Annotated in this window: 27 protein-coding genes, 1 pseudogene and 1 riboswitch; of the genes and pseudogenes, 11 read left to right on the forward strand and 17 right to left on the reverse strand. The window is 40.6% G+C overall.

The genetic code is table 11. From position 1 onward, the window contains the following. Positions 1–54: 54 nt before the first annotated feature. The 4 genes from ppc to NF418_RS06520 all read right to left on the reverse strand — a co-directional run bounded on the left by ppc (position 55) and on the right by NF418_RS06520 (position 5,037). The gene (gene ppc, locus NF418_RS06505) at positions 55–2,751 is read right to left on the reverse strand and encodes a phosphoenolpyruvate carboxylase (RefSeq protein WP_256778911.1); all 2,697 of its coding nucleotides are present in this window, start codon (positions 2,749–2,751) and stop codon (positions 55–57) included. Between the two features lie 20 nt (positions 2,752–2,771). After that, the gene (gene ftsW / locus NF418_RS06510; protein WP_256778912.1) at positions 2,772–3,983 is read right to left on the reverse strand and encodes a cell division peptidoglycan polymerase FtsW; all 1,212 of its coding nucleotides are present in this window, start codon (positions 3,981–3,983) and stop codon (positions 2,772–2,774) included. Positions 3,984–4,180: 197 nt separating this feature from the next. Next, a complete protein-coding gene (locus NF418_RS06515) occupies positions 4,181–4,549 on the reverse strand; it encodes a DUF4430 domain-containing protein (protein ID WP_256778913.1) in 369 nt (122 codons plus the stop codon). Then, entirely contained in the window at positions 4,546–5,037 is a 492-nt protein-coding gene (locus NF418_RS06520; RefSeq protein WP_256778914.1) for a hypothetical protein, read from the reverse strand. The genes NF418_RS06515 and NF418_RS06520 overlap by 4 nt, the downstream gene beginning before the upstream one ends. Before the next feature lie 140 nt (positions 5,038–5,177). Between NF418_RS06520 and NF418_RS06525 the strand changes: the two genes are divergently transcribed. From NF418_RS06525 to NF418_RS06555, 7 genes and pseudogenes are all read left to right on the forward strand, one after another. Continuing rightward, a complete protein-coding gene (locus tag NF418_RS06525) occupies positions 5,178–6,029 on the forward strand; it encodes a glycoside hydrolase family 25 protein (protein ID WP_172000757.1) in 852 nt (283 codons plus the stop codon). A 16-nt stretch (positions 6,030–6,045) separates the two neighbouring features. After that, a riboswitch (TPP riboswitch) is annotated at positions 6,046–6,141 on the forward strand. 58 nt (positions 6,142–6,199) lie between these two features. Continuing rightward, a complete protein-coding gene (gene thiT, locus NF418_RS06530; protein ID WP_256778915.1) occupies positions 6,200–6,748 on the forward strand; it encodes an energy-coupled thiamine transporter ThiT in 549 nt (182 codons plus the stop codon). A 70-nt stretch (positions 6,749–6,818) separates the two neighbouring features. Next, on the forward strand, positions 6,819–7,661 hold the full coding sequence (locus tag NF418_RS06535) for a DUF368 domain-containing protein (RefSeq protein ID WP_256778916.1): 843 nt from the start codon (positions 6,819–6,821) through the stop codon (positions 7,659–7,661). Then, on the forward strand, positions 7,661–8,143 hold the full coding sequence (locus NF418_RS06540) for an aminoacyl-tRNA deacylase (RefSeq protein WP_256778917.1): 483 nt from the start codon (positions 7,661–7,663) through the stop codon (positions 8,141–8,143). Before NF418_RS06535 ends, NF418_RS06540 begins: the two co-directional genes overlap by 1 nt. Before the next feature lie 2 nt (positions 8,144–8,145). Beyond that, on the forward strand, positions 8,146–8,769 hold the full coding sequence (locus NF418_RS06545) for a histidine phosphatase family protein (RefSeq protein ID WP_256778918.1): 624 nt from the start codon (positions 8,146–8,148) through the stop codon (positions 8,767–8,769). 88 nt (positions 8,770–8,857) lie between these two features. Further along, positions 8,858–10,348, forward strand: a complete 1,491-nt coding sequence (lysS, locus tag NF418_RS06550) for a lysine--tRNA ligase (RefSeq protein ID WP_256767901.1) — start codon at positions 8,858–8,860, stop codon at positions 10,346–10,348. Positions 10,349–10,724: 376 nt separating this feature from the next. Continuing rightward, positions 10,725–10,907 (forward strand): annotated as a pseudogene (locus NF418_RS06555) (IS110 family transposase); the annotation flags it as partial. Between the two features lie 383 nt (positions 10,908–11,290). On the opposite strand, the gene serB reads toward NF418_RS06555, so the two are convergent. The 5 genes from serB to NF418_RS06580 all read right to left on the reverse strand — a co-directional run bounded on the left by serB (position 11,291) and on the right by NF418_RS06580 (position 17,704). Next, on the reverse strand, positions 11,291–11,926 hold the full coding sequence (serB, locus tag NF418_RS06560) for a phosphoserine phosphatase SerB (RefSeq protein WP_256778919.1): 636 nt from the start codon (positions 11,924–11,926) through the stop codon (positions 11,291–11,293). 49 nt (positions 11,927–11,975) lie between these two features. Continuing rightward, positions 11,976–13,700 carry a septation ring formation regulator EzrA gene (ezrA, locus tag NF418_RS06565; protein ID WP_256778920.1) on the reverse strand — a complete coding sequence of 575 codons (1,725 nt, stop codon included), beginning with the start codon at positions 13,698–13,700 and terminating at the stop codon, positions 11,976–11,978. A gap of 89 nt (positions 13,701–13,789) precedes the next feature. Then, positions 13,790–15,742 carry a DNA topoisomerase (ATP-hydrolyzing) subunit B gene (gene gyrB / locus NF418_RS06570; RefSeq protein WP_256778921.1) on the reverse strand — a complete coding sequence of 651 codons (1,953 nt, stop codon included), beginning with the start codon at positions 15,740–15,742 and terminating at the stop codon, positions 13,790–13,792. Positions 15,743–15,931: 189 nt separating this feature from the next. After that, on the reverse strand, positions 15,932–16,471 hold the full coding sequence (locus tag NF418_RS06575) for a DJ-1 family glyoxalase III (RefSeq protein WP_256778922.1): 540 nt from the start codon (positions 16,469–16,471) through the stop codon (positions 15,932–15,934). A gap of 6 nt (positions 16,472–16,477) precedes the next feature. Further along, the gene (locus NF418_RS06580) at positions 16,478–17,704 is read right to left on the reverse strand and encodes an FtsW/RodA/SpoVE family cell cycle protein (RefSeq protein WP_256778923.1); all 1,227 of its coding nucleotides are present in this window, start codon (positions 17,702–17,704) and stop codon (positions 16,478–16,480) included. Between the two features lie 273 nt (positions 17,705–17,977). Between NF418_RS06580 and NF418_RS06585 the strand changes: the two genes are divergently transcribed. Further along, on the forward strand, positions 17,978–18,421 hold the full coding sequence (locus NF418_RS06585; protein ID WP_105108858.1) for a MarR family winged helix-turn-helix transcriptional regulator: 444 nt from the start codon (positions 17,978–17,980) through the stop codon (positions 18,419–18,421). A 66-nt stretch (positions 18,422–18,487) separates the two neighbouring features. Further along, entirely contained in the window at positions 18,488–19,033 is a 546-nt protein-coding gene (locus NF418_RS06590; RefSeq protein ID WP_172084340.1) for an NADPH-dependent FMN reductase, read from the forward strand. 526 nt (positions 19,034–19,559) lie between these two features. Here NF418_RS06590 and NF418_RS06595 read toward each other — a convergent pair. From NF418_RS06595 to NF418_RS06625, 7 genes are all read right to left on the reverse strand, one after another. Next, the gene (locus NF418_RS06595; protein WP_256778924.1) at positions 19,560–20,291 is read right to left on the reverse strand and encodes a serine protease; all 732 of its coding nucleotides are present in this window, start codon (positions 20,289–20,291) and stop codon (positions 19,560–19,562) included. 66 nt (positions 20,292–20,357) lie between these two features. Then, the gene (locus tag NF418_RS06600) at positions 20,358–20,744 is read right to left on the reverse strand and encodes a rhodanese-like domain-containing protein (protein ID WP_256778925.1); all 387 of its coding nucleotides are present in this window, start codon (positions 20,742–20,744) and stop codon (positions 20,358–20,360) included. Then, positions 20,744–20,962 (reverse strand): YqgQ family protein, encoded by a 219-nt coding sequence (locus NF418_RS06605; protein WP_033875548.1) that lies wholly within the window; start codon positions 20,960–20,962, stop codon positions 20,744–20,746. The genes NF418_RS06600 and NF418_RS06605 overlap by 1 nt, the downstream gene beginning before the upstream one ends. A gap of 100 nt (positions 20,963–21,062) precedes the next feature. Next, on the reverse strand, positions 21,063–21,665 hold the full coding sequence (locus NF418_RS06610) for a response regulator transcription factor (protein WP_256778926.1): 603 nt from the start codon (positions 21,663–21,665) through the stop codon (positions 21,063–21,065). Next, entirely contained in the window at positions 21,662–22,756 is a 1,095-nt protein-coding gene (locus NF418_RS06615) for a sensor histidine kinase (protein WP_256778927.1), read from the reverse strand. The genes NF418_RS06610 and NF418_RS06615 overlap by 4 nt, the downstream gene beginning before the upstream one ends. An 8-nt stretch (positions 22,757–22,764) precedes the next feature. Beyond that, complete coding sequence (locus NF418_RS06620; RefSeq protein ID WP_256778928.1) at positions 22,765–23,496, reverse strand: ABC transporter permease; 732 nt, start codon at positions 23,494–23,496, stop codon at positions 22,765–22,767. After that, entirely contained in the window at positions 23,493–24,371 is an 879-nt protein-coding gene (locus NF418_RS06625) for an ABC transporter ATP-binding protein (RefSeq protein WP_256778929.1), read from the reverse strand. The genes NF418_RS06620 and NF418_RS06625 overlap by 4 nt, the downstream gene beginning before the upstream one ends. 237 nt (positions 24,372–24,608) lie before the next feature. Here NF418_RS06625 and NF418_RS06630 point away from each other — a divergent pair, with 237 nt between their 5' ends. Further along, positions 24,609–24,815, forward strand: a complete 207-nt coding sequence (locus tag NF418_RS06630) for a CsbD family protein (protein WP_171999213.1) — start codon at positions 24,609–24,611, stop codon at positions 24,813–24,815. Between the two features lie 274 nt (positions 24,816–25,089). Here NF418_RS06630 and NF418_RS06635 read toward each other — a convergent pair whose 3' ends face one another. Next, a complete protein-coding gene (locus NF418_RS06635) occupies positions 25,090–25,611 on the reverse strand; it encodes a Dps family protein (protein ID WP_105108848.1) in 522 nt (173 codons plus the stop codon). Between the two features lie 157 nt (positions 25,612–25,768). On the opposite strand from NF418_RS06635, the gene NF418_RS06640 reads away from it, so the two are divergent. Continuing rightward, positions 25,769–26,188, forward strand: coding sequence for a low molecular weight protein-tyrosine-phosphatase (locus NF418_RS06640; protein WP_105108847.1), 420 nt, complete (start codon positions 25,769–25,771; stop codon positions 26,186–26,188). Positions 26,189–26,278 lie beyond the last annotated feature (90 nt).

A 26,278-nucleotide genomic window follows, 5' to 3' on the forward strand; every position in this document is an offset into this window, starting at 1 on the left:
TATATCCTTTACCGTATTAAAAAAGCAACCTCCGAAGAAGTTGCTTAAATAAGATTAACCAGAATTTCGTAAACCTGTCGCCACACCGTTGATGGTGATGTGGATGAGGTTTTCTTGTTCCTTGCTGAGTTCACCACGACGAAGGCGGTTAATCAGTTCAATCTGAATATAATTGAGGACGTTGAAATATGGCATACGGTAGTCTAGACTGGCCTTGAGGAAAGGAAGTTCTGCCAGTAGCGCATCATTTTGCTCAATAGACAGGATAACATCCTTGGTCAACTGCCATTCATCTAAGATAATATGGAAGATATTTCTTACTTCTTCGCTCTCACACATTTTCGCATACTCAAAGGCAATGTTCATGTTGGATTTGGACAGAACCATGTCAACATTCGATAGGAGTGAACGGAAGAATGGCCAGCTTTCATACATTTTCTGTAATTTTGCTAAGTTGGCTGGGTCTTTGTCAATAAAGCGTTTAAAGCTGGAGCCTACTCCGTACCAACCAGGAAGCATGACACGGTTTTGCGACCAAGAGAATACCCAAGGAATGGCACGAAGTCCACCAATTTCCGTAATGGTTTTACGAGCAGCTGGACGAGAACCGATATTTAGACTAGATACCTCACGAATTGGACTTGCTGCAAAGAAATAATTGTAGAAATGAGGATTGTTGAAGACTAAATCACGATAAATAGAATAACTATCTGCTACGATTTCGTCCATGGTCTCACGATAACCATCAATCTCGTTTGCATCTGTAATCATTTGTGTCGTCATTCGGTCAAGCGTAGCCGAAACAAGCATTTCCAAGTTATAGTAGGCAGCATCTTTATTTCCGTATTTATTACCAATTACCTCACCTTGCTCGGTCAAACGAATTCTATCTTTGATGGAGCCAAAAGGCTGTGAAGTAATGGCATCATAAGATGGTCCACCACCACGACCTACTGTTCCACCTCGACCATGGAAAAAGGTGATATTTACACCGAATTCTTGACCAATCTGAGTCAATTCATTTTGAGCCTTATAGAGTGTCCAGCCTGATGAAAGATAGCCGCCATCCTTGTTGGAATCAGAATACCCAAGCATGATTTCTTGGTAATATTTGTTGCCTGCAATCCACCGTCTAGCCAAGTCAAGTTGCAAGTATTGACGCATGGTTGCTGAAGCATTGTCTAAGTCCTCGATGGTTTCAAACAATGGTACAATCTGCACACGCGCCTTGTCCATATCCACCAAACCAACTTCTTTCAAAAGTACGGCAAGCTCGAGTAAGTCAGAAACACTTTCAGAATGGGAGATGATGTGCTGTTTGATGACTTCCTCACCCAGCTTATCCTTCAATTCACGAGCCGCAGCAAAGATCGCCAGTTCTTTTTGCAACTGTTCTGATTTAGGAACATGGGTTGCTGAGAGAATACGTGGATCTGTTTCTAATTGTTTTAAAAGAACGTGACATTTTGCTTCTTCTGACAAGCTAGAATAATTCTCAACAATGCGAGCAGATGCCAAAAGCTCTGCAACACTTGCTTCATGAATAGACGAATCTTGACGCATATCGATGCTTGCTAGGTAGAAACCAAAAGCTTCTACGGCTTCGAGCAATTCTGTGAAATCACCTTTTATCAAGGCACTTGCACGATTCTCAACCAAAGACTGTTTGATAGCAAGAAGGTCTGCCTTAAATTCACCGACATTTTCATAGCGAATTTCAGAAGGCTTATTATGTACCAGGTAATCACGTGTGTTGCCCAATTTCATCTGAATATAATGAAAGGCACGGCGGTAAGGTTCATTTTCACGATAGACAGAACTGTCTTCTGATTTCTCAGCCAGCATTTTGACTGCTGTTGATACCTTGACAATAGAAGTAGACAGAGAGAAATTTCGATAGAGCTTATACAGTTGTTCATCATAATAATTCATGATGACTTCACACTGAGTAAGAGCAGAAAGTTTCAAGGTTTCAGCTGTAACAAATGGGTTTCCATCACGGTCTCCTCCAATCCACATACCCATGGTAATTGGGCGTGGATTGTTCAACTCAATTCCCTTCTCTGCTGCTAGACGTTTGTACTCACGTTGCAACTTGGTCACAGCCTTTATGAAGGATGAATTGTAATATTCCATGACGTTGGTAATTTCGTTGGTCACCTTCAACTTCTTCTCACGAATCATATCCGTTTGCATGATAATTTCAATGTAGCAACGGAGTTCATCTTCCCATTTAGTCTTATTAAGCAAGCCCATTTTCACATCACGATAACGACGGAGCAGTTCGTGGATATGTTTGGTCAAGTCCAGCATGGATTGACGTTGAACCTGTGTTGGATGTGCTGTCAAAACTGGAACAACATTGAGTTTTTCCAAAATCTCAGCTGCATTGTCCTGTTTAGCAACCATATCAATGGTCGTAGAAATTTTACCAAGATAATCTTGATCAATATTGTTTTGGTGGTTGATTTCGTAAGCTAAATCCACATCTTCTGAAATATTAATCAAAAGCGGTAAAACAGCAAAGTATCTTGAAATAACGGCTAGTTCATCGTTATTTAATTGACTGATAATAGCAATCAAGGCTTGATAATCATCCTGACGAGCCAACTGAGATAATTCGATGATCTTTTTAAAGGTCTCGGCAGGCATCATTTGAGAAGCAACATCTTCTAAAATCGATGTTAAAATCGCTACTTCTTCTTGAATAGTTTCTTTGTTATTGTAGTTTTCTAATTTTTGAATCGACATTTTCAAACTCTCCCATTGTTTTAAGTAGAACCATATTCCTGTTCTTCTAGTAATTTTCGTTTTTCGGTAGCATCAATATTGAGGATAAACCCAATTCCAATAGAGATAATCAACAAACTGGATCCTCCCTGTGATAGGAAAGGAAAGGTAACACCTGTTGAGGGAATCATTCCCGAAATACCACCAATATTGACAAAGGTTTGAACCAGTAACATCCCAGCCATTCCCAAGGCCATCATAGAATTAAAGGGACTTCTAGCACGAACACCAACAATGATAATACGAATGATGAGGAAAAACAAAATAGCAAGTATCAGACTGGCACCGACTAAACCCAGTTCCTCAATCACAATCGAAAATACAAAGTCATTGTGAGCTTCTGGAAGATAGCCTTTCTTCTCAATGGAATTTCCAAGACCTAAACCAAACCAACCGCCATTACTCATGGCGTAATAGGAATGCGTTAACTGCAAACCAGAACTTGTCGCATTTTCAAAAGGATTAAAATAAGCAGCAAAACGCCTCGCAATATAGCCAAATACAGGGATTTTCGCTACCGTTTCCACTCCTAGAATCCGGATTGAACCCAATATAGCTGCTGAAAATGCAACAATACCCGCAACAAATACAAGAAACCAACGATAGGCAATACCACTGACAGAAATCATCAGAACAATGACCAATGCGATAATGGTAGCATTGCCCAAATCAGGAAGGGTGATTACCAAGGCCAACATCAAGAAACTCAATGTTCGCCAATCATTAAATTTTCTAGGCAGCCACTTATTTTTTGTTAGAGCTTCATAATCCTTATCACGAATATCACCTTGTTGCTTGGCGAACTCATGGGCAAGGTACCAAATAATAATCAATTTAAGATATTCTGCTGGTTGCAAACTACCCACACCTGGAATTGGTATCCAGCCGTGAGCCCCCTTAACCTGTGGAAACAAGCGGGAAATCGCTAATAGAAAAACTTCTATAAAGAGAACAGAATAAACAACGACATTTTTTCTCAGAAAGCTGATACGCATTCTGTATATCGTATAGATAGAAATCAAGCTAACAATCCAGAAAGCCCCTTGACTTATCACGGACTTAAATGGATTGCCTCCACTAATAATTTGAGTAGCACTGGTCGTAGAATATACAATCACAAGACCAATGACAGACAGCATTATATATGGAATTAATATAGAATAGTTTAAAAAATGACGCTTATCAATCTTCATACCTGTCCAACTTTCATTCGAGTATACCTTTCATTATAGCACAATTTGATCAAAATTACCGTAGACTATGGTTAAATGCACCAAATGTACGGTTTAAGGAATGGTTAGATACAACAGAGGAAGGGTGAACTTTGAAAAACTGGGATAAAACAAGATTGCTACAAAAGGAAAAGGGCAGAACCTAGCGTTCGTCCCTCTTACTGCATCTTTTCTAGATAAAATTCGATTGTATCCCCTTGGGCAACCTCTTGCTGAGATGCACCTTTTTCCGCGAATTCTCCATTAATTTTGTACAACCAATAGGTTTGTGTACTTACATCTTGACTAACACCATCAATACTTGTTACCAGACCACTTTCTTCTTCTATTTCATAATGGTCTTCTAATACATCCATAACCGTGTCTCCTTTTTCAAACTGGACCTCTTTACTTGATGTATTTCCCTGGACAGTTACCTCTATCACCGCCTTATACAGAACATCCGTAGAGGGAGTTGTTTCACCATTTGAACAAGCCGTTAATAGGCTGACCAAAAATAATGTGACACATACAATAATCTTTTTCACTTGTCGAACCTCCTAAAAATTTGAAAAATAATTGGGTAGAAAAATAGAGTAGATAAACCGTGCATCATATCAAAGAACAAACCATTCAGCCAGAAAGGAATCAGAGAGATTCCAAATTGCATTGCTGTAAAAATGCTGATAATTAGACCATACATAAATGCAAGCAGACCCGCTAGTATACTTTGAACAAGAATAGTCCTCTCCTTGTCTATGTATCCAGTAGTAAGCAGACCTTTCCATATAATTTGAACAACTGCAAAACTAAGGACCTGCCAAAGAATATGGATCCCAAACCCAAATAATATACCACTCGAAATCATGGTTAGCACCATCAACAAAGTAGCCTCAACAATGCCTAAATAGCTAATTGAAACTAAGAAAATAGCCGCCAGTGGTTTGATATTTGGAAAAGGACCAAAAACAATCCTTAATACTATGCATAGAGCTGTTAAAGTAACAATTCTACCAATCTGTCTCGCTGTCAACATGCCGATTACTATCCTTTTCTTTCTAAAAAATAGACTACCTTATTATAGACTAGCTGTCAACCGATATTTTATACAAAATTTTACCAATTTAAAGTTATTTTTTTTGATATTTTTTGATTTTTACGTTAAAATAAGTTGTGATGAGAAAGAAAATTGATCCCTTAATTGTCATTGGATTTTTCTTTTCCTTCTTTGCCCTCATTGCTATAATCGGCACTGTGAGTAAGGGAGGTAAAAAAACCAGCGTACAAACCGAATCGGTAACAGTTAACACAAGTTCGAGTAGTTCAACCAGTACAAGTACTAGTTCTAGCTATTACATCGAAAATGCATTAGAAATGAAACCAATTATTGATGTATCAGCTTGGCAGCGTCCGTCGGATATAGATTATGATACATTAAGCCAAAATATCTCTGGTGCAATTGTACGTATTCAGAGTGGTTCACATACTACGCAAGACAACCTTGCTACAGATGCAAATGGAATTGATAAGGCGTTTGAAACACACATCACTGAATTTCAAAAACGAGACATTCCTGTAGCTGTCTATGCCTATGTCACAGGTAATAGTATCGAAAATATGAAAGAAGAAGCCAGAAGTTTTTATAACAAGTCCAAAAAGTTTAAGCCAACTTTCTACTGGTTGGATGTCGAAGAAAAAACCATGGCTGATATGAATGCTGGTGTTGAAGCCTTTCGTAAGGAACTAGAAACACTAGGTGCTAAAAATATTGGTATCTACATAGGTACTTACTTTATGGAAGATCATAGTATTAATGTTGATAAATTTGATGCTCTTTGGATTCCAACATATGGAACTGATTCCGGTTACTACAATGCAGCACCAAATACAGACCTAGACTATGACCTACACCAATACACTTCCCGAGGTTACCTTAATGGTTTTGGATACCATCTAGATCTCAACCTCATCACCACTCTCAAGGAACCTAATGAAGTATATCAAAAATTATTCACCGTTCCTGAATAAAGTTTTCTAATAAAAAATATACACAAAGGAGTGCTTCGGCTGAGATCGCAACTGCGAAATCCTCGAACCTGATCTAGTTAAAACTAGCGTAGGAATTGTGTGCTTTATAGAATGAGATGATACTGCTCTATAAACACTCCTTTGTCTAACAAGATTAAAGGAGTATTTTTATGTCTAAATCTAAACTTGCCACTCTAACAGAAATCGCTATTTTTTCTGCTATCGCTCTGGTTTTTGACAAGTTACCTCTCTTCACCATGCCACAAGGTGGTTCCGTCTCACTGGTCATGCTCCCCATACTCTTAGTCGCCCTCAGACATGGATTGACGACTGGTTTGCTAACAGGTGGAATTGTAGGAACCATTCAACTCTTCTATGGCGGTTACTTTTTGAATATCTTTCAAGTTTTTCTTGACTATGCGCTTTCTTACGCAGGAATTGGTTTAGCAGGGTTAGTGTCTCCTCTTCTAAGGAAACAAAAAGAATTGAAGGAAGCCTCCCTCATCATCAGCCTTTCTGGTTTACTTGGTGGTAGCATTCGCTTACTTGCTACCTTCCTATCTGGTATCATCTTCTATGCTGACTACGCTACACCTGGTGTGCCTGTCTGGCTCTATTCCTTTACCTATAATATCAGCTATATTCTTCCTTCAAGCATCATAGCTTGTTTCTTACTCATCTTACTCTTTAAAGCTCAACCAAATTTCTTCAAGAAATAAGCCCTCCTTTTAAGGGCCTTTTTCATTTTTGTGTTATAATGAAGCGTTAAAAAAATTTTTTGGAGGTCTTATGTCATCTTGGATTTCTCGTATCATCAAAGGGATGATTATTGCTCTGGGTTTCATTCTGCCTGGTGTCTCAGGCGGGGTTTTGGCTGCTATTTTGGGAATTTACGAACGACTGATTGGTTTTTTGGCAAATATTCGCAAGGATTTTAAGGAAAACCTGCTGTACTTTATTCCAGTTGGAATTGGTGGTATTTTGGGAATTGCCCTCTTCTCCTTCCCTGTTGAATATCTCTTACAACATTTTCAAGTGATCACACTGTGGGGTTTTGCGGGGGCAATCGTTGGAACTGTTCCAAGCTTGGTAAAGGAGTCAACTCTTAAAAGCCTACGGGATAGCCTTGACTGGGCTTGGTTGATCGGAACTTTTGTGATTTCTGGGCTCTTACTCTATAATTTGAATAACCTAGTTGGAACCCTTCCAGCAAACTTTGCTAGTTTTATTTTGGCAGGCGCGCTGATTGCACTAGGTATTCTAGTACCTGGTCTTAGCCCTTCAAACTTACTCTTGATTTTAGGTATCTACACGCCAATGCTAAATGGTTTCAAGTCACTTGATTTGTTGGGGACCTTCTTGCCAATCGCTATTGGTGGAGCCTTAGCAATGGTCGCATTCTCAAAAGCCATGGATCATGCTCTGAAAGTATACCATTCACGTGTTTATCACTTTATTATTGGTATCGTCTCATCATCCACTCTTCTGATTCTGATTCCACAAGCAAATAATAAAGAGTCAATTTCCTATGCTGGAGCGAACTTTGTTACATGGATTGCTGCTATTGTCCTATTTATACTAGGAGCATGGTTAGGGCTTTGGATGAGTAAACTTGAGGAAAAATATAAATAATGGCAAAAAAGGTTAAAATAAAGAAAACCTTGGTGGACCAAATATTAGACAAGGCTAAGATCGATCATGATAGCCTTGTTTTAAATGCCTTCGAAGGTCAACTTCCACCAGGAATTGAAGAACACGAAATATACAAAACGCTGGCATTGACAGGAGATAAGACAGGACCTGTCATTGGTATTGTGTCTATTACAGAACACCTGTCTGAGAAAAAATTAGCCAAAATTTCTGGCAATAAAAAAGTCAGCATGATTCCACAAAAGGACTTGGAAAAGACAACTGGCTATGTTCACGGTGCCAACAATCCAGTCGGAATACGGCAAAAACACAACTTCCCTATCTACATTGACCAGTCTGCACTCGAAAAAGGCCAGATGATTGTGTCTGCTGGAGAAATTGGTCGGTCGATTCGAATTGACAGTCAGGTATTAGCTAATTTTGTAAAAGCTGACTTTGCCGATTTGATTGAGGGGAGGGACTAGACTTGAAAATCTATTTTGTCCGTCATGGAAAAACAGAGTGGAACGTAGAAGGGCGTTTCCAAGGCTATTCTGGTGATTCAGCTCTTTTGCCTGAATCTTATCAGGATTTAGAAAAACTAGGCAAATACCTTGCTGAAATCCCCTTTGATGCTATTTATTCTAGTGATTTGCAGCGCGCACATAGTACTGCCGTAGAAATTGCTAAAGCCAATCACCATTGCCAAACCGTTCTAACCACGCCACAACTACGTGAATGGAATTTTGGAACGCTAGAAGGAAGCAAGATGGCAATTTTTCGTGCCATCTACCCCAAACAAGCCTGGGCACTCAAACATAATCTAGCACTTTTTAACAATGACTTATTTGAAGCTGAGAGCGTTCGCCAGGTAACTCAACGAATGGTGGACTTTGTCCAATCACTAAAAGGACAAGACATGGATACGGTCCTAATTGTCAGCCACGGAGCTATCCTAACCGCTTCCATCCACCGACTGCTCGGACTTACACCCGCCCAGCTCCGTCACCGCGGTGGCTTGGATAATGCTTCCATAAGCATTTTGGAAACAACTGACTTTGAACACTTTACCGAGCTGGCTTGGAATGATACTCGCTATAAATCTCACTAAGAAAGCAGTTACCTGCTTTCTTTTTGCTGATTTTTTCTCTTTTCTATGATAAAATAGAAAGAACAGACTTTGGAGGAATGAAAATTTTATGTCAACTGAACATTTTGAAGAATTAAATGACCAACAGATTGTCCGTCGTGAGAAAATGACGGCCCTTGCTGAACAAGGCATTGACCCATTTGGAAAACGTTTTGAGCGTTCTGCCAACTCAGCTGAATTGAAGGCCCAGTACGAAGACAAATCGAAAGAAGACTTAGAAGAATTGGGCCAAACGGCTATCATCGCAGGTCGTATTATGACCAAGCGTGGTAAGGGTAAGGCAGGTTTCGCTCACATTCAAGACCGCGAAGGTCAGATTCAAATCTACGTTCGTAAGGATGATGTTGGCGAAGAAAATTATGAAATCTTCAAAAAAGCAGACCTTGGTGACTTTATCGGTGTCGAGGGGGATGTCTTCAAGACAAACGTTGGTGAGCTGTCTATCCATGCTCGCAAGTTGACTCACTTGTCTAAAGCGCTCCGTCCATTGCCAGAAAAATTCCACGGTTTAACAGATATTGAAACCCGCTACCGCAAGCGTTATTTGGACTTGATTACCAACCGTGAAAGCTTTGACCGCTTTGTAACTCGCTCAAAAATCATCTCAGAAATCCGCCGTTACCTTGACGGACTTGGTTTCTTGGAAGTGGAAACACCAGTCCTTCACAACGAAGCTGGTGGTGCGGCTGCCCGTCCATTCATCACCCACCACAATGCCCAAAACATTGACATGGTGCTTCGTATCGCGACCGAACTCCACCTCAAACGCTTGATTGTCGGCGGTATGGAACGCGTTTATGAAATCGGACGTATCTTCCGTAACGAAGGCATGGATGCGACCCACAACCCTGAGTTCACTTCCATTGAGGTTTACCAAGCCTACGCGGATTACTTGGACATCATGGACTTGACCGAAGGCATTATCCAGCACACAGCTAAGGCTGTTGTCGGCGATGGCCCTGTGACCTATCAGGATACTGTCATCAACATCCACGAACCATTCAAGCGTATCCACATGGTTGATGCCATTAAGGAACAAACTGGCGTGGACTTCTGGCAAGAGATGAGCTTCGAGGAAGCAAAAGCCCTTGCAACTGAACACAAGGTCCCTGTGGAAAAACACCACACAGAAGTGGGCCAAATCATCAACAGCTTCTTTGAAGAGTACGTTGAAGCAACTCTTATCCAACCAACCTTTGTCTATGGTCACCCAGTAGCCGTGTCACCACTGGCTAAGAAAAACGATGAAGACCCACGCTTCACAGACCGCTTCGAGCTCTTCATCATGACCAAGGAATACGGAAATGCATTTACAGAATTGAACGACCCAATCGACCAATTGGAACGCTTTGAAGCCCAAGCTAAAGCCAAAGAATTGGGTGATGACGAAGCGACAGGTGTGGACTACGACTACATCGAAGCCCTCGAATACGGTATGCCGCCAACAGGCGGACTCGGAATCGGTATCGACCGCCTCTGCATGCTTTTGACAGATACTACTACTATTCGGGATGTACTCCTATTTCCGACGATGAAATAAGCAAGAGTAGCTTGCTAGGATTGTTTTCACTAGGATGTTCCAATCGCTTTCAAGTTTCTTGGCGATTGGCTGAAAAGGTCTCCCAGACCTTTTCACTTCCTACTATGAAATAGGAAGTTAGCCGAGAGGCTGGGAAAGACATCCATGATGGCTCTGCCCTCACCCACAGAATAATAAAAACGAACATAAATCCCTCACTAGGTGTATAATCTTAGTGAGGGCTTTGTAGTTGACGAGTTAATGATGTTACTCATTGAGGGAATAACTGATCCACTCTACTGACGAGTACCCCCAAAATTTGCGATAGGCATGAGTATAAAAATACGACTAAAATTCGGTAGATAAGCTCTCATATTTTTAGAAGGAGGAAATTGTCATGGATTTTCTCTATCAATCTTGTGCAGATATTGATATCCATCAAGCCAATATCGTTATCTGTATCCTACACGGACCACTCACCTCAACTCGTCCAAAGCGTGAGATGGCTACGTTTGATACAACGACTAAAGGCCTACGTGCTTGCCACGATTTTCTCAGTCAATTTCATAAGGAAGTCCTCTAGCAGACCGATTTTATCAGATTCAAAGTCGGCGTGGTTCACAAAAAGCAACAATTGCACTCGCACATCAATTATTAAAAATAGCTTATATCCTCTTAAAAGAGCAGATAACGTATTCTGAATATTTAACAGGAAAAGTCTACTAGGGACGAGCTAGTAGACTTTTCCTGTTAAATATTCAGTCCATTATGGTCAGTGATAGTTAACACGATATCGAAGCCAATTAAGCCAACCAGCTAGCTTTTATCGTTGTCTATTATGGCTGTGTACAATAAAAAAACTGGAAGAGTCAGGGGCTATTCGTATCGTCAAAACGGTAGCTAACCTGAAACAGCTCTTGCTATAAGTATACAGAAAAAGCCAGCACATTGCTGACTTCAATATTATTTACCATCCAAAATCTCTATAAGCTTATAGAGATTTTTTTCATTGATTTGATAAGTTGCCTGCTCTTGGACAATTGGCTTGGCACAGAAGGCCACGCCAATTCCTGCTCGCTGAATCATAGGTAGGTCATTTGCCCCATCCCCCATTGCAATAGTCTGAGATAGAGCTAGGCCATTTTCAGCAGCCCAAGCTTCTAAACACGCCCTCTTGGTATCCTTAGTCACAATTTCCCCCAGAACTCGACCAGTCAAGAATCCATCAACTACTTCTAAACGATTGGCACGAACGTAGTCTAACTCCAACTGAGTAGCCAAGCGATCAACTGTCTCATGAAAACCACCTGAAACAACGGCAACCTTATAGCCACGATTTTTTAATTCTGCAACCAAGTCCTCAGCTCCTGGTGTAAAATGAATCTTTTCCATGATACGGTCAAACACAGTAACCGGCAAGCCCTTCAAAAGGGCTACTCGTTCACGCAAGGCTTCTTCAAAGTCCAATTCCCCCCGCATAGCTCGCTCTGTAATGGCTGCAACTCGCTCCCCTACACCTGCTTCCTCGCCAAGAAGGTCAATACCTTCTTCCATAATCAGTGTAGAATCCACATCCATAACCAATAATCCTTTTGTCATGTTTCATATCCTTTCCTGTATAAAAATAAAAAGCCAAACGGCTTTCTATTTAGTAACGAATTGCTTCGCGTGTTTTCTCATAGGAACGAACAAAGCGTTCTGTTACGCCTGGCTCCACCACTTCCAATGCAAACGAAATCTCTTCAAAAGCTGCTTGATAGTCAAAATCTTTTTCAAAAATAGCTAATGACCGAGCAAAGGCTTCTTGAATTGATGCATCAGCGGAACGATAGCGGTTTGAGTATTGTAACAACTGTTCTGTTAGAGTCGCATTCTGAACTATCGAATATGCAAGCTCTTCCAACTGATTCATATCGTATGTCGCATTTTCCAACAAACGATTGACAGCTTCAATATTGATACGTTTATAATCCAATTCAGCAATCAAATTTTCGACATGATCACTCGTACTGAAGAATCTACTTAAAAATTCACCAGGAATGCCAGGTAAGTTCCTCTTTTCCATAAAGCGTTTTAGAGTATGTAATTTATTGATGTATAAAGTCGCTTTCTTACGTGCTGTGCTTTCTGATTGCTCTTGAGCCTTCAAGTAGTCAACAAGAACAATTTGTTCTTCTTCTATCTCTTTCAAGATAGAAAGAGCATGTTCTAGACGTTCTTCAAGTAATGAATAGGCTACCTGAGGTGCATCAATTTCCTCAACGCTTTCTGTCACTACAATTTCAATAGAATTCAAACGATTTTTCAATTGATTAATTCTAGTTAGTTTACTTTCCGCTAAAAGGTACTGGTTGTTCAAACGCTGAACTTCACCGTCCAAGACGCGTGTATTTTCCATAACATGTTCCAAGAATTTTGGTAAGTTTTTACTAATTCGAGTGACAACCCTATTAGCTTCAATTTCTCGGTTAAATACTTTGTAGAGATAGTCAATCTTGCCTTGAATGGCATGATTTTCTCCCTCTGCCGCATCCAAATCAAAAGATACAATCAGAGCCGTATTTTCACGAATGGAAACTCGAATATTCTGGAATTGAGCTTCAATATTTGATTCAGTAAACAAGTAGTTTTGCTCAACAAGCTTACGATAACCCGATTCCAAATCTTCCAATTGATCCGGAAAATCTTTGGTTACTTTCTCAATCAAACTTGGAATTCGTTCCATAATTTGATTGAGAGCAATCATATGTTCTTCTGCACGATCAAGAATTTCAGAAGCTTCGATTGGATCACCTGAAGAATTAAGCATGACAAACTCTGAAAACTCTACTTCGATTGTCTTCAATTGTCGCTCTAATTCAGGTAATGTTTCACCAAAACTATCGGCATTTTCATGAACAGCCACTTGCAAGTTGTCAAATAAATTCAATGCATGCTTCACACGACCTGAATTCTTTTCTTCTTGCTCCTTCAAATCCATTAAGCCATGTCGAATTGCATCAATATCTTCTTCGATTAAGTCAATCTGACTTTCTATGCTATCAATCGCATTTTTTGCACTGATAAATCGAAAGGCATTGTTGAAGCCCTCAGCTTCAAAAATATGATTTTCAATATCTGCAAATGAATTAAGTGACAGGTCAACCCATTTCTGATTCCACTCGCGGAAAGAAACCTGGCTTTGACCAATCAAGTGAAGGGATTTCACCGCTTCAACTTCTTCATTTACAGGGAGGTTAAATAGCTCTTCTTTACGTTCTTCAAGTGTAACCAAAAGGTTGTCATTTCGTTTGCGAACAATCAAGCAAGCTACATAGGCAATGATTAAAATAATAACAATCGAAACGATTAAGATGATTGTTCCTGTAGGCATGTAATTCTCCTTAGATCATAGTAATTACTAGAAATATATCGCTTAATTATACCATATTCCTCTAGTTCTTGCACTTGTTTTTTTAGATTTTAGATATCCAGAGTTGAATAAACAGCATTTTCTTCAATAAATTCTCGACGAGGTTCTACTTTATCCCCCATTAACATGTCAAAAATTTTATCTGCTTCAGCTGCATCATCTACTGAAACTCGTGCCATCAGACGATTCTCAGGATTCATCGTTGTTTCCCACAACTGATGGTCATCCATTTCTCCCAACCCCTTATATCGTTGGATGGTTGGTTTAGAACGTCCTGTACTATGTCTTTCTAAGGCTTCTTGCAATTCTTGTTCTTGATTGGCACCCGGTTGGATATATTCCTTTATCTCACTTCCAACCTTTACTCCGTAAATTGGTGGTTGGGCAATATAAACATACCCGGCTTCAACAATCGGTCTCATGTAACGGTAAAAGAGTGTCAAAAGTAAGGTACGAATGTGGGCTCCATCGACATCAGCATCTGTCATAATGACCAATTTCTGATAACGAGCCTTGGTTACATCAAAGTCAGCGCCGAAGCCAGTTCCCATAGCTGTAAAGAGACTACGGATTTCCTCGTTTGCCAAAATCTTATCCATGCTAGCTTTTTCCACGTTCAAAATCTTACCACGAATTGGCAAAATAGCTTGGAACTCACGGTCACGACCAGATTTTGCTGAACCACCTGCTGAATCCCCCTCTACGATGAACAATTCTGTCTTGGTCGCATCGTTGGATGAACAGTCTGCCAACTTGCCTGGCAGGTTAGAAATTTCAAGACCTGATTTCTTACGCGTTACCTCACGCGCTCGTTTGGCAGCAATACGAGCCTTACTTGCCAAAATCCCTTTTTCAACAATACGACGAGCAATCTGAGGATTTTCCAACAAAAATTCACCAAAAGCATCTGAGAAAAGTCTATTGGTAATTTTAACAACTTCACTATTTCCAAGCTTGGTCTTTGTTTGCCCTTCGAACTGAGGGCCTGGGTGTTTAACAGAAATAACTGCTGTCAAACCTTCGCGAACATCCTCACCAGTTAGATTATCTTCATTTTCCTTGAGGATTTTGTTCTTCTTCGCGTAGTCATTAATGACACGCGTCAATGCGGTACGGAAACCTTGTTCGTGAGTACCTCCTTCATGGGTATGGATATTGTTGGCAAAGCTGACCACATTTTCATGGTAACTCGTTGTATATTGCATAGCAACTTCAACGGTAATGTCATCCATTTCACCGTCGGTATAAATCGGTGTTTCAAAAATGACATCCTTGTTTTCATTGAGGTATTCCACGTAAGAAGCAATACCACCTTCATAGTGATACTCTTTGGTTTGTTCCATTCCCTCACGCTTATCCGTGATTGAAAGATTTAACCCACGGTTTAGGAAAGCCAACTCTTGGATACGCTTGTTTAATTTCGCAAAATCAAACTCTGTCGTCTCAGTGAAAATTTCTGGATCCGGCGTAAAATGAACAGTCGTACCATTGCGATCTGTTTCACCCACAACTTTCAAATCTGCAACCACTTCACCACGACGGTATTCTTGGAAATAAACCTGACCATTTTTATAAACATGGACGTCTAATTGAGTAGACAGAGCGTTTACAACTGACGAACCTACGCCATGAAGTCCACCTGACACCTTATAACCACCACCGCCAAATTTTCCTCCGGCATGGAGAACTGTAAAGACTGTTTCAACAGCTGGACGACCCGTTTTTTCTTGAATATCTACTGGGATTCCCCGTCCATTGTCCACAACTGTGATGGAATTATCTGGTTCGATAAAAACTTCAATCTTATTGGCAAAACCTGCCAACGCTTCATCAATAGAGTTATCAACAATTTCCCAAACTAGGTGGTGAAGCCCCTCTTTAGATGTCGAACCGATATACATACCTGGACGCATACGAACAGCTTCAAGACCTTCCAAAACCTGAATCTGACTGGCGTCATATTCCTGTGCTTTTTCTTGTAAATCTTTAATTTCTTCTGACATTCTATATCCTTTATTTCTAAGCTACGCACTAAAAATTTCACAACACTTTATCAAAAGATTGATAAACTGTTGAAGAAAAAAGAGCCTAAAAACTCTACAATCGTACCCAATATTATACCATATTTTTAACAAAAATCCCACCAAAAAAGGAGCCGAATTTCAACAACTCAACTCCTTATTTTCATTCAATTATCTTTTGTAGACCATGACATTAGCAAGACCAGCACCATCACCGCCAAGTAACTCTACAAGTTTATAGGCAAAATCAAAGCTAGTACCAGCACCACGACTGGTTATTATTTGACCATCTACAACTACTGTATCTGTCAAATGAATACCGGATTGAATATCATTTTCCTTTCCTGGGAAACAAGTATAGTTCCGATTTTCTAATAACCCGGCTTTATCAAGAACGATTGGCGCCGCACAAATCGCTGCAACCCGCTTACCATTGGCTACCGCTTTCTGCAATTCTGCAATCAAACGCTCGTCATCTCGTAGATTAGTCGAACCAGGCATTCCCCCAGGTAAAACAATCAAATCATATTCTGATAAATCACCATTAAAAAGCTTATCGACCGAAATGGTTATTGCATGCGAACCGTTCACTTTTAAATCAGATAAGCCAATCATATCACATTGAAATCCAGCTCTTCTAAAAATATCAACTGGAACCAATGCTTCAATTTCTTCAAAACCTTCTGCAAATAGAACTGCAACCTTTTTCATCAAAACCTACCTCCCAATTCCTTTTAATACAATTTTTTTCTGCCTTCTTTTTCTGAACTGCTCTTTCTCATCTGCTAAATGATACTGATAACTCATTGATAAAATCAAACCTACACCGATAAGATTTGAAACCATTGAAGATCCCCCTTGCGAGATAAATGGCAATGGAATACCAGTTAGAGGTAATACACCTGTCGCCGCCCCAATATTTTCAAATACATGAAATAACAACATCATAATGTAACCTGTTGAAATGTAGGTATAGTATCTGTTATTCGAAAGCAGTGTAATTTTTAACATCCTATAAATTAACAAAAGGTAAAGCAAGATAAGGATTGAACTTCCGATAAATCCAAAGTCCTCAGCAATGACCGTAAAAATCATATCACTTTCACGAACAGGGATGAGCAAGTTGGTCTTATTAAATCCTAATCCTGTCACTCCGCCACTACCAATAGCAATCAAACTTTGTGCCTGTTGATAAGTCGTTGATTGTGCATTTTTAAATGGATCAAGCCAGGCAGAAATTCTATTGATTTTATAGGTATCCATTCCCATATTATGTAGGAATGTTGTTCCTCCTGGAGAAATAAAAATCAACATAAACCCACCGACAACTACAATCACTGTGAGAGCTGCTGGTAGAAGAATTTTCCAGGAAACACCTGATAAGAGCAACATTCCGCTGAAAATAGCCAAAAACACCATGGAAGTTCCAAAGTCACTCTGTAAAACTAGCAGCCCCAAAATCGGCACAGTAAACAGGAGCATATAAGCAATGAGTGCAAAATCATGCTTTATGGTTCTGACCGGATTAAATTTATGATAGGTGACAATGACCCTAGATAGCATAACGATGTATGCTATTTTCATAAATTCCGAAGGTTGAAACAAGGTCTTTCCAGCAATCGTTACCCAGTTTTTTGCACCCGTACTAGCTACCAACTCTGGACTATAGAAATATAAGGGCAAGATCATCAACCCCAGTCCCAATATGTATAAGAAAGGAGTTGCTTTCCACAGAAATCTGGTGGAAAAAAACATTATTAAGAATGCAAGGATAACTCCTATACAAATCCAGGCCACTTGCTGCCCCACCATTTGGAATACACTATTAGGATAGTCTTGGTTTACTGAAATATATAAAGATATTATACCAATTGCTAATAAAAAAGAGACTGGTAATATCAATGCATAGTCTATTCGACTATCAATCGAACCCCGATTCTTCATTCTTTACCTCTAACTTTCAAAATTGATTACAACCATTATATCAAAAATGAAAGCAGAATTGAATGTTCATCCTCCCCTTTCATATAGAATATCCAAAATGAACAGTCTTTCCTATACCGAACTCCAATCATACAATGGCAGTAAGAATATACTTTTATTAGAAATTCATTAATCGACCATAAAAAAGGGTTAGAATTTAAAAAATAACTCTTAACCTACATAAAATTTATCATTTTACTTGAAAATACAATTAATTATTGCTAAAATTTTCTTATGAAATCAGTACAAGAATCATTACAAGCTAACAAAGACGCCTTACATAGTCTCGTTGTCTTCCACCGAGCTGCAAATACTATTTCAAAACTTGAGATAGAAACAATCAAAAAACATGGATTGACCATTAGTCAATTTGGAGTGATGGAGGCACTCTACAATAAGGGAAATCTGCGTATTCAAGACTTGATTGACAAATTACTCAGTACCTCAGGAAATATGACGGTTGTTATCAAAAATATGATCCGCGATGGCTATATCTATAAGGAAATTGACACAAGCGATCGCCGTGCCTCCCTCATTGGTCTTACTCCACTGGGGAGACAAACAATCGAAAAAATTCTACCTGAGCACTATGAGAACATCGGCACCATTTTCTCTGTCCTCAGTTTAGAAGAACAAGAAACATTGGCTGAAATTTTGAAAAAATTTAAAAAACAGTAATAGAATAGATTGTCATCTATTTGGAAATAGGCTTTACTAAATTTATCACGTTAAAAGGAGGCCTCTATGGCACATATTTTATTCTTAGTTGGTTCCCTACGAAATGGTTCATTCAACCATCAGATGGCTAAAAAAGCTGAAGAATTCTTAGCTGAGAAAGCCCAGGTGACTTATATCAATCTTGCAAAAATTCCTTTGTTCAACCAAGATTTAGAGACACCTATCCTTCCCGAAATTGAAGAGTTACGTGCACAAGTAGATGCTGCCGACGCTATCTGGATTTTCTCACCAGTTTATAACTACGCAATCCCCGGTGTCGTAAAAAATGCTCTGGACTGGCTAAGCCGTTCACTTGACTTATCCAATCCAAAAGGACCATCTATCCTTCAGGATAAAATCACCACCGTTTCTGCTGTCGCAAACAGTGGTCACGAATATTTATTTAAAGATTTTCAGCACCTACTTCCATTTATTCGCACCCATATTGCAGGTGAGTTTACGGGTTCTACAATCAACCCAGAAGCATGGGGAACAGGTATCTTAGAATTGTCTGAAGAAACATTAGAAAAACTTGAAAAACAAGCTACAGACCTACTCCTGGCAATTGGGTAAAACATATAAACAATATATTACATAGATAAAAAACTATCGTTTGATACAAAATCTAACGATAGTTTTTATTTTTGAACAATATTTGAACGTTTCACTGATTACTAAATTGATCTTGTTTGAATTTTGAAGTGAGCAACTACGAGTGACCAAGTCTATTACCAACTCCCAAAAAACTGCTGTATCCTCAAAATGATAAACCTATAAGTGAATTTTTCTAATTCATTTATCCATATTTATGATTAGGGGAAAGCAACGACATTATATAGACAAATACAAAAATTTCAGACAAGAATTGAGATTAGGTTGCTAAGCTTGCACTACAAGTCAGTCCTGAGAGTACCCGAAGCCGAAAGCAACAATGCATCAAGGCAGATTTAAATGACTAAATCTAATACTGTCAACTCCAAAGCTAACATAAATATGTTTTCTAAGTATCCAAAAAGCCAGACAGAAGTCCAGCTCACATTTCATAATAGAGGATAACTTTCTAGCTATCCAATCGATTGTTTAGCTAGCTCATACACTACTACTCACCATTTCCAGCGTTTGTAGTAGTATCAGTAGTATTTTCTGTAGCTGATGGCACTGTTTCAGTCACAGATGGCTGTGTTTCAACTACTGGTGTCGTTGAGGTTTCAACCGGTACAGTTTCGGTAACTGCTGGTGCTGATGGTGTTGACGGAGTTTGGGTAACAGGTGTCTGCGGCTGAACAGAAACTGAAGGAGCTGTATATGTTGGCTGCGAGTAGACATAGTTATTCTGGACAGTTTCTACCTGTTCAGAATATGAAGGAGCTGTCGCAACCTCTGTTTCTGTTTGACTAACCTCTTGACTGCTAGTGCTAGTTGATGCAGATGATTGTTGTTCAGCAAGCTTACGAGCTGCTTCTGCCCGTACTACCTCTGCTTGCAATTTGGCTTGTGTGTCGGTAGCTTTTGCAGCATCAATTCTTTTTTGTAACTCTGATTTTTTTGTAGAATCTGTAACCTTATCAACTGCTTTCTGTGCAAGGGTCAGATTTTGAGCCGAAAATTCTTTTTCCAAGTCTGAAACTGCAGTTTCTGCTTTTTGTAAAAGATTCGAAACGCTATTACTGCTAGTTGTCACTTGTTGCGTTTGGTTTGTGGTACTAGTACTTGAATCCGGATTATCCGCCCAAATCGACGCTATTCCTACCAATAATATCACAAGGATAAATCCAATAATTCCCATTTCTGAGGCCGATAATTTGTCAAATTTTTTATCTGTTCCCATCATTCAAATCCTCATCTCTAACTTTCAATATCTTCATTATAATGCATTTTTCATAAAATTTCCAGGAAATCACTTGGATGTTTTCACTTTTCCATTCCAGCCATTTAAACCATAACTTAAAATGTATATCTCGTTAAAGCCTTGCTTTTTCAAATACAGAGCAGCAGGAGTAACCAATTGACCACGATCATTTTCATATATCAAAACAGGCTTATCCTTGCGAAGAGCATTTGTACTCATTTTTAACTGCTGATAAGGGATATTGCGTGCTCCCAAAATATGTTTCCGACTAAATTCACTTGGATCACGAAGGTCAATCAATTGTCCGCCGTGAATCTTTTCTGCAAATTCTGCATTATCAATCAAAGTCGCTGCACGACGCAATCTCCAGTAATTAAAGCCCATCCATGAACCTAAAATAATAACAAATACGAGAAATACCCACAAAGTTTCCACTACTGACTCTCCTTCATCTTCTGATACTCTAATTCCAAACGATGTTCCCGTCGCAAAACCAATTCGGCCTCCATGTAGTCCAACCTATCCAGAAGACCTGCCTGATAAACGCGATTGAGCTCTATCTGCATCATCTCGATGTCATAGAGACGATTGCCCATATAGATGATAATCCCAAATCGTTTTAGCAACTGTTGCACATCGTATAGTCGTTTCATATAGTAAATTTTAGCAAAATATCCAAAGATTTTCAATATAAAAACTCAACCAGAAAATCCGTGCATTAAAAAGATTGGACAAATGCCCAATCTCATGCGTTTATACTAACCAACCCTTTTCCTGTGCAATCTTAACAGCAGCTGTGCGGTTTTCGGCACCTAACTTGGACAGGATGGAGGTCATGTAGTTGCGGACTGTCCCGTCAGACAGGTGGAGCTGGCTGGCAATTTCCTTATTGGACAGCCCCTCTGCCACCAGCTTGAGCAGCTGACTTTCCAAGTTGGTCAAGGGACTACGTTGGGTCAGGAGAATGTCCATCAACTCTGGCGAATACTCCTTCCGCCCCGCCAAGACCGTTTCAATGGTCCGCATGAGGTCTGCGATGGAGCGTTCCTTGAGCACATAGGCATCCACATCTGCCTTGACCGCCCGCTCGAAATAACCAGGTCGCTTGAAGGTGGTCATGATGACAACCTTGACAGGCAAGGCTTGTCCACGCACCCATTCCAAGACATCTAGGCCCGTCTTTTCAGGCATTTCTATATCTAGTAGCACCACATCTACGGGCTCTTTTTTCAAAAGAGCAATGGCCTGACTACCGTTTTCTACCTGTAAAACAGCCTCAACCGCATTTTGAAAGCCCAAGAGCTGACAGAGGGCGTCCCGCAGCATGGCTTGGTCTTCTGCGACTAAGATTCTCATTCTACCACCTCCTCAAACGGAATTCGGATGGACAGGCGGGTGGGCTTGGCCAGAGAAAGAAACTCCAAACTTCCTTTCACCGTTACCAACCTGTCCTTTATGGTATGCAACTCCTGACCAGTCAACTGGGCAAAGCCCACACCGTTGTCTTCGTAGTGCAAAACCAATTCTTGCTGGTCTTTTTCAAAAACCAAACGGCACTTGCTAGCCTGGCTGTGCTTGAGCAGGTTATTGGCCAACTCTCTCAGCACCATAGCCAGCTTGTTCTGGACAGGCAAGCTGAGCTGCTCTGCCATTTCCCTGCCCAAGACAACTAAGTCCACTCCTGCCAAGTCCAACATCTGCTGTAAAATCTGGAGTTCCTCTGCCACAGTGTGCTGCTTGAGGGACTGGACAATCTGGCGAACATCCTGCATGGAGTCCTTGGCCAAGGTCTGAAGGTCTGCCACTTCCTTCTTGGCCTGGTCAATCTGATCGTGGTCTAAAAGTGTCTGGACCAGCTCAGCCTTGACAGACAGCATGGCAAAGACATGCCCCAGCGTATCGTGCAAGTCCTGACCGATACGGTTGCGTTCATTCTCAGCCAGAAGGAGATTGATGGACGCATTCTGCTCCTGTAGGCGTTGCTGAAGGGCAGCCCGTTTGGTCTCAATCCAGCTGAAAATCAGCAAGGCCAGGCCAAAGAAGTGGATAACAAGTGCAAAGGCTCTCATCTCAAAAGGAACAGGGCCAAATAGAGCCCAGAGGATAATAGCCAGCAACAAAATCCCATAAGACACCGTCCGATAGGTCGGTCGAGTTTCCTTGTAGTACCAGCCCAGCATATTGGACAGGTTGAAGATAAAGAGGGAGAATTGCAGATTGCCCCAAAAGCTCATGACGGCGATATAGCCAATCAGGTAAAACCACCCCAGTAGGGAATAGAGCTTGTGGTCGGTATAAAAGAGGGAGCAATAGACCAAGGCAAAGAGAATAGTCGCTAGGACAACTGCCGTCGGATTAGGACTATACTGGGCATAGTAAAAGGGAAAATAGAGAAAGACCATGCCCACGAAGAACATGAGCGGTACCTTTCTTTTTTCAAAAATCATAGCTTACCTCACTGTTGCTCCGATTTTCTATTCAGAACTAGAGCAATTCCTAAGAAAATTATCGCATAGCCTAGGACAATTAGCAAGGATTTCCAGAGAAAATCTCCCTCTTGAGCGTAAGTGGTCACCAGCTGATTGACATGGTAGCTGGGCATGAGTTTACAAATCCGCTGCACCCAGTCTGGAAAGAGGGAAACAGGCATCCAAGAGCCACCCATGATGGCCAGAACAAAGTAGAGCAAGTTTGCCACCACCGACATGGCCTGTTCAGATTGGATTTGCACCAAGAGCAAGCCAATAGCTAGAAATACGATAGAGGTTACTAAAAGTAAGAGAGCCGAAATTACCCATTCTTGAGCTGTCATCTCTACACCCTTAACCAAGCCACCGACCGCAAAGACAATGACATTGGAAGATACAAAGCAGAGCAAGACCCGAACCAGTTTGGACAGGTAATAGTGCCAGATTGGCAGGGGCGAATGCTGGATAAAGGTCAACCAGCTATTTTTTCTGTCCTCTGCCAGCATCGTTGGAAAGGTGAAAAGGGCAAAGCCCGACATGGAAAAACCTGTCATGGTCAGCATATAGGACTGGATAAAGGCCTTTTGCATGGCTGCATCATCAAACTGGATGGTTGATGAAAAGATCAGGAAAAAGATGACGGGCATACCGATAGACAGGAGAAATACTCCCAAACTTCTGGATAATTTTACCGCCTCTACTTGAACTAATGCTTTCATGATTCTTCCTCCCTTGTCTTGTCAAATAGGCTATTGAGCAGAGTTTTGTTCTGAACCTCTAGGTCTGAAATCCGACAACCTGCCTCCTGCAAACTAGCCCAAACCTGCTCAATAGCTCCGGTCTTGAAGCTGACCGTGTCTTGTTTGTAGCTGATTTCATTGATTTCAGCCAAGCTCTCCACCGCCGCCGCAAAGGCAATCGGCAGGGTTACTTCCTTCTCCTGCTCCTCACTCCGCATGGCAAATGGCGTGGTATCTCTTAGTAACCGCCCCTGGTGCAAGACCAAAATCCGCTCCGCCGTATGCTCCACTTCCTCGATATAGTGGCTGGTATAAAAAATAGTCACACCCTGAGCCTTGAGTTCATGGACAATCTCCCAGAAACGCTGACGGGTCGAAGTATCCATACCCGCCGTCGGCTCGTCCAAAAAGAGCAACTTGGGCTTGCCAATCAGGCAGATGACGAAAGCCAAGAGCCGCTTCTGACCACCCGATAGCTTGCCGGCCAGTTGATTTTTTTGCTCTGGGGAAAAGCAGAGCAGGCTGTCGATTTCCACATCTGTCAGACTATCCTTGTAGATGGCTTGGAAAAAGCGGAGCAATTCCTTGACCTTCAAGTCCGTTGGAATAGCATTTTCTTGAGGTAAGACTGCTACCTTTTCCTTATTGGACTGAGCCTGTGGAGGCAGACCGTCCAACAAAACCTGGCCTCTCGTCACCTTCTTATCCCCCAACAAACAAGACATAAGGGTCGTTTTCCCAGCCCCATTTTGACCAATTAAGGCCACACAATCACCGCTTGCTACCTCAAAGGAAATGTCAGACAAGATTGTCCGCCCCTTGATGATTTTTTCTAATGCTCGTACTTCTATCATTTTTCTACCTCCTACTACTTGAACATCTTACATAGACAGTATATCTCGAAAATGAAGCCCGCACTAGAAGCCTTTGTCATTGACTCATGTGACAAATGTCATTATCAGCAGACCATAATCCAAGCAAATCTCTTGCCTTTTGCTGCATTTTAACTTAATATAGATATATCAACATGTTCTACATAGTAGAATGACTCGGTGGGCGACCACCCTTGATGCAAAGAAAAGAGGTTTCTTATGTCAGAAGATAAATTGAATGCACAACTCGACCAATTGGCAGGTTCTGTCAAAGAAGGATTGGGCAAATTAACAGGCGATAAAGGCCTTGAAGTCGAAGGACTTGTGGAAAAAGGCCTAGGCAAGGCTAAAGAATTAGTCGAAGATGCCAAAGATGGCATTGAAGGTGCTGTTGACGGCATCAAAAAAGCTTTCGATAAGGAATAAGCACAAGGTTATGGAAAAAGCCTTGTGTCAATGAACCACACCCCAAAAGGTAGATAAAAAAATCTAACTTCTGGGGTGTTATTTTTGTTCAGTCGAAATCAATTTCGCTCACTATTTAATCATGATATATTCGCTTCAAGGCATGATCACTTTCAACTTGCTACACTCTTCATTAGTGTCTTGCTTTACATGGGTTTTCCACCCTGTCTAATTGCAAATTCATTCGACTATCATCTATGCAGCAAAAAAGAGTCCTTCTGGACCCTTCATCTATTTACAATTTCGGAGCTTGTCCTAGTTCTGCCTGCAACATCCAAATATGTTTTTCAATACTTGCCTTAGCCACATTGAAAATATCGTTGGTTACGCTGTCGCCTTCTTCATCACTGACATCAAATCCCTTTTGGAAAAGAGCAGCCAGATAGCGGAACACCTCTACCACACGCGCCAATTGCTCTTCAATCGTTACAGTGTAATCACCAGGAACTTCCTTGAGCTGACTATTTTCACTAAACTCTTTAAGGGTAGAAAATGGTGCCCCACCTAAGGTGATCAAACGTTCACTCATCTCATCCAAATAGCCATCAATTTCTTCCATATATTCATCCATCTTTGGATGCCAAATCATAAAACCACGACCACGCATATACCAATGAACTTGATGGAGGATAGAATGGGCTACTGATAAATCTGCTACTGCCTGATTCAAAACTGCCTTGGTATCAGCCAATGCTACTGATTGACGTGGGCTGAAGGAAGCAATTTCTGCTGGTGTTTGAAAATACTTTTGTTTCATGGTGTTCCCCTTTTTGTTTTTTATTTATAATTATTATAAATAAAGATATCCTAAAAATCAAGTAATATACCTTATATTAGAAAAGTTCTAATTTTGTAACATATCTAAGAAAGTTACACCACATAAATGATATAATAAAAGAAAAAAGGAGTTCTCTATGAAAAAAATCGTCTTTGTTTGCTTAGGCAATATCTGTCGCAGTCCCATGGCAGAATTTGTCATGAAAGATTTAACCGATTCCTTCCACATTGAAAGTCGGGCAACATCCAGCTGGGAACATGGTAATCCTATCTATCCAGGAACCCAGAAGATTTTCCAAGAGTATGGCATTCCCTATGACCAAACCAAGACCTCTCAACAAATCTCTCAAACAGACTTTGAAGAATTTGATGTCATCATAGGAATGGATAGCAACAATGTCCGTGATTTACGGAAAATGGCCCCTGCCCATGCCCAAGATAAAATTTTTCAATTCGCAGACAAATCCGTCCCGGACCCTTGGTACACAGGTGATTTTCAGGAAACCTATCGTATGGTCAAACAGGGCTGTCAGGATTGGTTAGACAAACTTTCTTAAAATTTTAATCAACAGACTGTGTAATATTTTTGTAATATTTGTAAAAAAATGGTAAACTATTTCTGAACACACTGAGATTGTTTTTTGATA

Origin of the sequence: Streptococcus suis, from assembly GCF_024509555.1 — a bacterium.
Classification (GTDB): domain Bacteria; phylum Bacillota; class Bacilli; order Lactobacillales; family Streptococcaceae; genus Streptococcus; species Streptococcus suis_AD.

Coding starts and splice junctions, on each gene's coding strand:
- NF418_RS06520 (WP_256778914.1), bottom strand. CDS start 5,037: ATGTTGACAGCGAGACAGATTGGTAGAATTGTTACTTTAACAGCTCTA.
- NF418_RS06575 (WP_256778922.1), bottom strand. CDS start 16,471: ATGAAAAAGGTTGCAGTTCTATTTGCAGAAGGTTTTGAAGAAATTGAA.
- NF418_RS06535 (WP_256778916.1), top strand. CDS start 6,819: ATGTCATCTTGGATTTCTCGTATCATCAAAGGGATGATTATTGCTCTG.
- NF418_RS06590 (WP_172084340.1), top strand. CDS start 18,488: ATGGCACATATTTTATTCTTAGTTGGTTCCCTACGAAATGGTTCATTC.
- NF418_RS06585 (WP_105108858.1), top strand. CDS start 17,978: ATGAAATCAGTACAAGAATCATTACAAGCTAACAAAGACGCCTTACAT.
- ezrA (WP_256778920.1), bottom strand. CDS start 13,700: ATGCCTACAGGAACAATCATCTTAATCGTTTCGATTGTTATTATTTTA.
- ppc (WP_256778911.1), bottom strand. CDS start 2,751: ATGTCGATTCAAAAATTAGAAAACTACAATAACAAAGAAACTATTCAA.
- NF418_RS06635 (WP_105108848.1), bottom strand. CDS start 25,611: ATGAAACAAAAGTATTTTCAAACACCAGCAGAAATTGCTTCCTTCAGC.
- NF418_RS06595 (WP_256778924.1), bottom strand. CDS start 20,291: ATGATGGGAACAGATAAAAAATTTGACAAATTATCGGCCTCAGAAATG.
- ftsW (WP_256778912.1), bottom strand. CDS start 3,983: ATGAAGATTGATAAGCGTCATTTTTTAAACTATTCTATATTAATTCCA.
- NF418_RS06625 (WP_256778929.1), bottom strand. CDS start 24,371: ATGATAGAAGTACGAGCATTAGAAAAAATCATCAAGGGGCGGACAATC.
- lysS (WP_256767901.1), top strand. CDS start 8,858: ATGTCAACTGAACATTTTGAAGAATTAAATGACCAACAGATTGTCCGT.
- serB (WP_256778919.1), bottom strand. CDS start 11,926: ATGACAAAAGGATTATTGGTTATGGATGTGGATTCTACACTGATTATG.
- NF418_RS06615 (WP_256778927.1), bottom strand. CDS start 22,756: ATGATTTTTGAAAAAAGAAAGGTACCGCTCATGTTCTTCGTGGGCATG.
- NF418_RS06605 (WP_033875548.1), bottom strand. CDS start 20,962: ATGAAACGACTATACGATGTGCAACAGTTGCTAAAACGATTTGGGATT.
- gyrB (WP_256778921.1), bottom strand. CDS start 15,742: ATGTCAGAAGAAATTAAAGATTTACAAGAAAAAGCACAGGAATATGAC.
- NF418_RS06525 (WP_172000757.1), top strand. CDS start 5,178: ATGAGAAAGAAAATTGATCCCTTAATTGTCATTGGATTTTTCTTTTCC.
- NF418_RS06540 (WP_256778917.1), top strand. CDS start 7,661: ATGGCAAAAAAGGTTAAAATAAAGAAAACCTTGGTGGACCAAATATTA.
- NF418_RS06580 (WP_256778923.1), bottom strand. CDS start 17,704: ATGAAGAATCGGGGTTCGATTGATAGTCGAATAGACTATGCATTGATA.
- NF418_RS06610 (WP_256778926.1), bottom strand. CDS start 21,665: ATGAGAATCTTAGTCGCAGAAGACCAAGCCATGCTGCGGGACGCCCTC.
- NF418_RS06620 (WP_256778928.1), bottom strand. CDS start 23,496: ATGAAAGCATTAGTTCAAGTAGAGGCGGTAAAATTATCCAGAAGTTTG.
- NF418_RS06630 (WP_171999213.1), top strand. CDS start 24,609: ATGTCAGAAGATAAATTGAATGCACAACTCGACCAATTGGCAGGTTCT.
- NF418_RS06640 (WP_105108847.1), top strand. CDS start 25,769: ATGAAAAAAATCGTCTTTGTTTGCTTAGGCAATATCTGTCGCAGTCCC.
- thiT (WP_256778915.1), top strand. CDS start 6,200: ATGTCTAAATCTAAACTTGCCACTCTAACAGAAATCGCTATTTTTTCT.